This window comes from Streptococcus sp., assembly GCF_032481935.1.
GTDB lineage: Bacteria > Bacillota > Bacilli > Lactobacillales > Streptococcaceae > Streptococcus.
This window is the reverse complement of the sequence record NZ_JAWERU010000079.1, coordinates 1-5,423: the sequence shown is the minus strand read 5'-3', so window position 1 is coordinate 5,423 and position 5,423 is coordinate 1. Positions and strand designations below refer to the sequence as shown.

At 37.1% G+C, this 5,423-nt stretch carries 4 protein-coding genes, 1 tRNA gene, 1 rRNA gene, 1 other RNA gene and 4 pseudogenes; 10 read left to right on the top strand and 1 reads right to left on the bottom strand.

What is annotated here, in order from left to right; genetic code table 11:
* Both rrf and E7C97_RS09240 read left to right on the top strand, forming a co-directional pair.
* Positions 1-98, top strand: a 5S ribosomal RNA gene (rrf, locus tag E7C97_RS09245); the annotation flags it as partial.
* A 5-nt stretch (positions 99-103) separates the two neighbouring features.
* Positions 104-177 (top strand) — tRNA-Asn (locus E7C97_RS09240).
* 175 nt (positions 178-352) lie between these two features.
* Here E7C97_RS09240 and E7C97_RS09235 read toward each other — a convergent pair.
* Positions 353-998: pseudogene (locus tag E7C97_RS09235) on the bottom strand (IS30 family transposase); the annotation flags it as partial.
* Positions 999-1,304: 306 nt separating this feature from the next.
* On the opposite strand from E7C97_RS09235, the gene comW reads away from it, so the two are divergent.
* From comW to E7C97_RS09195, 8 genes and pseudogenes are all read left to right on the top strand, one after another.
* A complete protein-coding gene (gene comW / locus E7C97_RS09230; RefSeq protein ID WP_049503840.1) occupies positions 1,305-1,541 on the top strand; it encodes a sigma(X)-activator ComW in 237 nt (78 codons plus the stop codon).
* Between the two features lie 231 nt (positions 1,542-1,772).
* Positions 1,773-3,059: an adenylosuccinate synthase gene (locus E7C97_RS09225; RefSeq protein WP_025171244.1), complete on the top strand. Its 1,287-nt coding sequence runs from the start codon at positions 1,773-1,775 to the stop codon at positions 3,057-3,059.
* A 330-nt stretch (positions 3,060-3,389) separates the two neighbouring features.
* The gene (tadA, locus tag E7C97_RS09220) at positions 3,390-3,857 is read left to right on the top strand and encodes a tRNA adenosine(34) deaminase TadA (protein ID WP_075230761.1); all 468 of its coding nucleotides are present in this window, start codon (positions 3,390-3,392) and stop codon (positions 3,855-3,857) included.
* A 32-nt stretch (positions 3,858-3,889) separates the two neighbouring features.
* Positions 3,890-3,987: signal recognition particle sRNA small type (gene ffs, locus E7C97_RS09215), an RNA gene on the top strand.
* 212 nt (positions 3,988-4,199) lie between these two features.
* Positions 4,200-4,643 (top strand): dUTP diphosphatase, encoded by a 444-nt coding sequence (locus E7C97_RS09210; RefSeq protein WP_075230760.1) that lies wholly within the window; start codon positions 4,200-4,202, stop codon positions 4,641-4,643.
* Between the two features lies 1 nt (position 4,644).
* Positions 4,645-5,182, top strand: a pseudogene (locus tag E7C97_RS09205) (histidine phosphatase family protein).
* A 10-nt stretch (positions 5,183-5,192) separates the two neighbouring features.
* A pseudogene (locus tag E7C97_RS09200) lies at positions 5,193-5,354 on the top strand (DNA repair protein RadA); the annotation flags it as partial.
* Positions 5,350-5,423, top strand: a pseudogene (locus tag E7C97_RS09195) (cysteine hydrolase); the annotation flags it as partial. The pseudogenes E7C97_RS09200 and E7C97_RS09195, both read left to right, overlap by 5 nt.

The following is a 5,423-nucleotide window of genomic DNA, read 5'->3' as shown; positions in this document are numbered from 1 at the left end:
GGAGATACACCTGTACCCATGCCGAACACAGAAGTTAAGCCCTAGAACGCCGGAAGTAGTTGGGGGTTGCCCCCTGTGAGATAAGGAAGTCGCTTAGCTTTAATCCGCCATAGCTCAGTTGGTAGTAGCGCATGACTGTTAATCATGATGTCGTAGGTTCGAGTCCTACTGGCGGAGTATGTAAACGTTCTAAGGAACGTTTTTTTATTTGTCTTTCAGGGATCATCTTGATCCTTTTTTTATTTAGCTCTTTATTAATATTTAATATATTTTATAAGTAATTCATTAATGGATTTTGCTATGTTGCAATCATAGTTCAGATGAGTTTTTTAATGAGATAAATTGCTAGAATAAGTGCAACATTTGGAAATATCCTACAAAGTTGTTCGATGGCTGAAAACATGGCTTTGGCTGTTCTATCTGGTATATTGAAAGTTAAGTAAAAGCGATTTTTCCGCTCCAGCAAGGTCGCTAAATAGCCCTTGCTTTTGCCTCTGGAAGTCGATCTCCTAGTGACCAAAACTCTCACGAATTCGGACCTCTTTAGGACGTTTAGCAATCGGCGTGTCAATCCTAAATGTTTGACGTGTTTCTTTGGGTTGTCAAGTTTTTCCTTTACGACGAAGGACTCTTAAATCTAGATCAATCAAACCTGCATTGAGCCAGTTATAGATGGTTTTAAAAGCTACTATTGGCTTTTGTATAAGTTGATAGGGGTTATAAATCTGTTCAGGTGACCAGGAAGATTTTAAACAGTTCTCAATTTCCTTTTTCAATTTTGGTGTTAAACAAGACTTCCGGCCCTTTTGCTTAGCTCTGTGGTTGTTCTGTTTCTGTGCTAAGACTGCGGAATAACCATTTTGGCATTGTATTAACTCTCTTAAAATGGTAGACTTATGGACGCCAAGTTTACTTGCAATTTGGCAGGGTTTCAAACCTAAATCCAAGTAAGTTTCTATCTTTATTCGGTCAGTTATGGTAGGATGGGAGTAGCTTATAGTTTTTCCTCGGGTTCTGTTTGTGTGGTTACCTACAGTTTACACCAATGATATGCTATGAGTTTTTTGTGCAATATATTTTACAATTTATCTAATAAAATAAACTAGAATAATTCCTACAGTGATTTCCTTTCATTACAGAAATTTTAGATATTTTTTGAAATGTAGGATTGTTGACCTGAACTGTTAATTTTTTTATCTGTTATTTATTTGAATATTCATTATAGTACATGATAGAAGTATCCTCCCTGGTTCTTCTATTTTTTTGTTATACTCATTTTATCAATAGAAATGGAGTCAAATAAAATGATTGAACAGATTTATGAACAATATCTTGATTTTTATGATGTTATTGAAAAGGAATATAGTTATTTAGTAGATAATGATTTAGAATGGGAAGTTTTTCATCTTCGATTTTTACTCTATTATTTAGTTCGGTACAAGCTTGATATTATGCATCCTTTATTTTCTTACCACTATAGAGCTTGCTACCGTTTGTACATTGAACAGTTATTGATTTCAAATGACTGGGTTGGGGGATAATTTATAATTTTCATATTTCCGAACGATTTTATAGTTTTTTCTTTTCATAATATAAATTTACAATATTTTTTTAATATTAATTTTCTAATTTTCTTTAATTCCCTAATGTTTCTGGTCTTTGGTCTTGAAAAAATTGAGAATCTTTATTATAATAAATTGTAAGATATAATTGCAGGTGAGATTCCTGCCATGTATGTGAGAAAGGAAGAGCCTAAGGGCTCAGACAAGATTATGACTTCAGTTGTTGTTGTAGGTACCCAGTGGGGTGATGAAGGTAAAGGGAAGATTACAGACTTCCTTTCAGCTAATGCAGAAGTGATTGCACGTTACCAAGGTGGCGATAATGCTGGTCACACAATTGTGATCGATGGAAAGAAATTTAAGTTGCACTTGATTCCTTCTGGAATTTTCTTCCCTGAAAAAATTTCTGTCATTGGGAATGGGATGGTTGTAAATCCTAAGTCACTTGTGAAAGAGTTGAGCTATCTTCATGATGAAGGTGTTACAACAGATAATCTACGTATTTCTGATCGTGCGCATGTTATTTTGCCGTACCACATCGAGTTAGACCGTTTGCAAGAAGAAGCTAAGGGTGAAAATAAAATTGGTACTACTATCAAGGGTATCGGACCAGCTTATATGGATAAGGCTGCTCGTGTTGGAATCCGTATCGCAGATCTTTTGGATAAAGAGATTTTCCGTGAACGTTTAGAACGCAATCTTGCTGAGAAAAATCGTCAATTTGTAAAATTGTATGATAGCGAACCTATTTCATTTGATGATATTTTTGAAGAATATTATGAGTATGGCCAACAAATCAAGCAATATGTAACAGATACTTCTGTTATCTTGAATGATGCACTTGATAATGGCAAACGTGTTCTTTTTGAAGGTGCACAAGGGGTCATGTTAGATATTGATCAAGGAACTTATCCGTTTGTTACTTCTTCAAACCCTGTTGCTGGTGGTGTGACAATTGGTTCTGGTGTTGGTCCAAGCAAGATTGACAAGGTTGTAGGTGTATGTAAAGCTTATACAAGTCGTGTTGGTGATGGTCCATTCCCAACTGAATTGTTTGATGAAGTGGGAGAACGCATTCGTGAAGTAGGTCATGAGTATGGTACTACAACAGGTCGTCCACGTCGTGTAGGTTGGTTTGACTCAGTTGTGATGCGTCATAGTCGCCGTGTTTCTGGCATTACAAATTTATCTTTGAACTCTATCGATGTTTTGAGTGGTTTGGATACAGTTAAAATCTGTGTTGCTTATGATCTTGACGGTCAACGCATTGACTACTATCCAGCTAGTCTTGAACAATTGAAACGTTGTAAACCTATTTATGAAGAATTACCAGGTTGGTCAGAAGATATCACTGGAGTACGTACTTTGGAAGATCTTCCTGAAAATGCACGTAACTATGTTCGTCGTGTTAGCGAATTGGTTGGCGTTCGTATCTCTACTTTCTCAGTGGGTCCTGGTCGTGAACAAACAAATATTTTAGAAAGTGTTTGGTCATAAGAGATTTTTTAAGATTTGTTTAAGATAGTTCAGCTATACTATAGAGTTACAAGAAGACCTCCTAACTTGTTGTAACAAATATCCTAAACTTTTCTTTTTCATAATAATCTCCCTATAAAGTCACCGCATTCGGTGGCTTTTTTTATGTAGTGAAACATGGTATAATGATAAAATTGATGATAGTCAGTGAAAATTAAAGAGTAAATTAGTTATGAATCGATAAAAATATTATTTTGAAGTTGCAGATGTTAGTATTACATTAATGCTAAGGGAATTCTGATATATTTGGAAGAGATTTTAAAAGATAATAAGCAGGAAAAGAGAGAAGCTATGGATTATACAGTTGAAGAAAAAGAAGCATTTATGAGAGAGGCCTTGAAGGAGGCAGAGATTGCTTTAGAGCATGATGAAATCCCAATAGGTTGCGTAATTATAAAGGATGGAGAAATCATTGGTCGGGGCCACAATGCCCGCGAGGAGTTGCAACGTGCGGTTATGCATGCTGAGATTATGGCCATCGAGAATGCGAATCTGAGGGAAGAGAGCTGGCGTTTGTTGGATTGCACACTTTTTGTGACTATTGAGCCTTGTGTGATGTGCAGCGGGGCGATTGGGCTTGCTCGTATCCCTAAGGTAGTTTATGGGGCTAAAAATCAGAAATTTGGTGCAGCTGGAAGTCTGTATGATATCTTGACAGACGAGCGTCTTAATCATCGTGTGGATGTTGAGACGGGGATTTTAGAGAGTGAATGTGCAGGTATTATGCAGGAATTTTTTAGAAATCGACGGAAAAAATAATTTCTCTTTTAAAATCTTTGGGAATGTGGTATAATAACTAATGGAGCAACAGTTCTGCGTGAAGCGGGTCAGGGGAGGAATCCAGCAGCCCTAAGCGAAGTGAATTGTGTGCTCTTTTTTTGTGCTTTAAAGAAAATAGTTTAAGTGTGGCTAAATAGGAATGAGTTTGTTAATAAAAGGGAAAATAAGGGACATTTGAAATATCTTTAAATTTTTTTGTATGATTTTATTGTTTGCTTTTTGATAGGACACTTTTCTTTATTTTATATAGAAGATTTTTCGTGCTTTTTTCGAATAAATAAGATAAAATAGCCTAGAATAAAAGATTAAAAAGAGGGAAATATGAAAATTCGTGGTTTTGAATTAGTTTCTAGTTTTACAGATGAGAGTTTGCTACCCAAGCGTGAGACAGCACATGCAGCTGGTTACGACTTAAAGGTTGCTGTGCGCACAGTTATTGCTCCAGGAGAGATTGTCCTTGTTCCAACAGGGGTTAAGGCCTATATGCAACCGACAGAAGTGCTTTATCTCTATGATCGTTCTTCAAACCCTCGTAAGAAGGGCTTGGTTTTGATTAACTCTGTGGGTGTCATTGATGGAGATTATTATGGTAACCCAGGAAATGAAGGACATATCTTTGCACAGATGAAAAACATTACCGATCAGGAAGTTGTTCTTGAAGTTGGGGAACGTGTGGTTCAGGCTGTCTTTGCTCCATTTTTGATTGCGGATGGCGATGCGGCAGATGGCGTGCGGACTGGTGGATTTGGATCAACTGGGCACTAAGATGAAGATTATCTTTGTACGTCATGGGGAGCCAGATTATAGTATGCTTGATAAACTTGAAAATCCGCAACTCTATAGTGGTTTTGGTCGTGATTTAGCACCATTGACAGGAAAAGGTTGCAGTCTGGCAAAAGAAGCTGCTAAAACTGCATGTTTTGGAAAGGCAGAGATTATTATTTCATCGTCTGTGACGAGGGCTTTAGAAACAGCACATTATATAGCAGTTGAAACAGGATTGGACTTATTTGTGGAGCCGTTTTCATGAGTGGCGTCCAGACTTAGATGGCACTAACTCTGATTTAACTAGTGTATTGGTAGCTCATGAATATTATCTAAAACATCAAGGAGGTTTATCTGAAGATTCTCCCTATCGCTATGAAACTGATCTAGAGATGCGTCATCGTTTTTTAAGAGCTTTGGAAAAGTATAAAAATTATAAAACTATTATCATTGTAACTCACGGAATGCTCATGCGCCAGTTTGTGCCAAATGATAAGATTGATTTTTGCCAAGTGATTGAATGTGAGATAGAGATATAGAAAGAGGTTTATTATCGCAAAGAAAAAGGCGACATTTGTGTGTCAAAATTGTGAGTATAATTCCCCTAAGTATTTAGGGCACTGTCCAAACTGTGGGTCTTGGTCTTCTTTTGTTGAGGAGGTTGAGGTTGCAGAGGTCAAGAATGCGCGTGTGTCCTTGACGGGGGAGAAAAGACAGAAAGAAGAAATTTGCGACCGGCTTGCTGCTTGTATCTTCTCGTATCTTTGAGAAGCGTCGGGC